The sequence below is a fragment of the Actinospica durhamensis genome (assembly GCF_018139695.1).
Taxonomy (GTDB): domain Bacteria; phylum Actinomycetota; class Actinomycetes; order Streptomycetales; family Catenulisporaceae; genus Actinospica; species Actinospica durhamensis.
Window position 1 is genome coordinate 1 of the sequence record NZ_JAGSOG010000533.1, and the last position, 1,946, is coordinate 1,946.

The window sequence follows — 1,946 nt, forward strand, 5'->3', positions numbered from 1 at the left end:
GGCCGGGGCAGCGGGTGGAGGTCTCGCTGCTCGGATCGCTGCTGTCAGGGCTCTCCAACCACTCCTCCGGCTACCTCGCCGCGGGCGTCGTGCCGGGCGCGCTCGGCAACGCGCATCCGAGCATCGCGCCGTACGAGGTCTACCAGGCCGCCGACCGGCCGCTGGTGATCGCCGCCGGGAACGACCGGCAGTTCGAGCGGCTGTGCACCGCGCTGGGCGCGCCGGGGCTGGCCGCGCAGCCGCGCTTCGCGGCCAACCGGGACCGGGTCGCGCACCGCACCGAGCTCGCCGAGGAACTCAACCGTCTGCTTTCCGCCCGCGGGGCCGACGCCTGGTTCGCCGCGCTGAGCGAGGCCGGGGTGCCGTGCGGTCCGATCAACGACCTGGCCGAGGCGTTCGCGCTGGCCGAACGGCTCGGGCTGGACGCGGTGGCGCAGGTCGCGGACCCGCGCCGGGGGCGGACGCTGCGTCAGGTGGCCCATCCCATCGCCTTCAGCGAGACGCCGGCCCGCTACCGCTCGGCGCCGCCGCGGCTGAACGAGGACGGCGACGAACTGCGCCGCCTGCTTGCCCGCTACGCCGAGCAAACCGCGCCGCGGCGCGAGCGGCGCGACTGATTCGGAACGTGCGAGGCTAAGCGCGTGACCACAGTCTTCGCGGTGCTCGCGGTACCGGCCTGGCTCTCGCTCGTCGTGTGGATCTGCCTGGTGGCCTTCCGTGGCGGGTTCTGGCGGATGGACATCCGGCTGCCCCCGGTCCCGCCGCCGGGCTCGATCTCCCCGGCACCGGCCGAGAACGGCGACGACGGTGAGCGCTGGCCCGCGGTGACGATCGTCGTACCGGCCAGGGACGAGGCCGAGATCCTGCCGGAGAGCTTCCCGACGCTGCTCGCGCAGGACTACCCGGGCCAGCTCGAGATCGTGCTCGTGGACGACGCGAGTTCGGACGGCACCGGGGACGTGGCCCGGGAGTTGGCTGCCGCCTCGACCCGGGGCGAGCAGGTGAGTGTGCTGCGCGGGCAGGGGCCGCCGCCGGGCTGGGCCGGCAAGGTGGCGGCGATGGACCGCGGGCTGCGCGCCGCCGCTCCCGGCGGCTACGTCCTGTTCACCGACGCCGACATCGGGCATCCGCCGGACAGCGTGCGCCGGCTCGTCGCGCACGCCGAGGCGGGCGGCTGGGACCTGGTCTCGCTGATGGCGCGGCTGAACACCCGTCACCGCGCGGAGCGGCTGATCGTCCCGGCGTTCGTCTACAGCTTCTTCCAGCTCTACCCGCCCGGCTGGATCCGCAGCGGGCGGCGACGCACCGCGGGCGCGGCCGGCGGGTGCATGCTGGTGCGCCGCGAGCGGCTGGAGCAGGCCGGCGGGCTCGCCCCGATCGCCTCGGCCAGGATCGACGACGTCGCCCTCGGCCACCTGCTGAAACTTACAGGTGCGCGCACCTGGCTCGGCGTCACCCGGAGTGTGCGCAGCCTGCGTCCCTACCCTGGTATGGCAGAGCTCTGGGATATGATCGCGCGCAGCGCCTACACCCAGCTGCGGTGCAATCCCTGGCTGTTGGCCGGAACCGTCCTCGGCCTCGCCCTGACCTATGGGGTGCCCCCGCTGGTGGGCGTTGCGGGCGCGGCCGCCGACGCCTGGACCGCGGCCGTGCCCGCGCTCGCCGCCTGGGCGCTGATGACCCTCAGCTATCTGCCGGTGCTCCGGCTCTACCGCCTCGCGCCCTGGCGCGCCCCGCTGCTGCCCGGGGTCATGGCCCTGTACGGGGCGATGACCGTGGACTCGGCCCGCCGCCACCGCCGCGGCCGGGGCGGCGCCTGGAAGGGCCGGGTGGTCGAATCCGAGAGCTGAGAAGGTACGGCGAAAGACCCGGCCGGAGCTCTGGTGGCCCCGGCCCGCGCGGCCTAACATGAACACGGATTCAGAATGGAGCCCCCACGATGAGCC

General features: G+C 74.4%; 2 protein-coding genes. Both read left to right on the forward strand.

All coding sequences use genetic code 11. The features are described from left to right. A partial coding sequence (locus tag KDL01_RS40780; protein WP_212534084.1) for a CoA transferase occupies window positions 1-617 on the forward strand: 617 nt, incomplete at its 5' end. 24 nt (window positions 618-641) lie between these two features. Further along, a complete protein-coding gene (locus KDL01_RS40785; RefSeq protein ID WP_212534085.1) occupies window positions 642-1,850 on the forward strand; it encodes a glycosyltransferase in 1,209 nt (402 codons plus the stop codon). The last annotated feature ends 96 nt before the right edge of the window (window positions 1,851-1,946 follow it).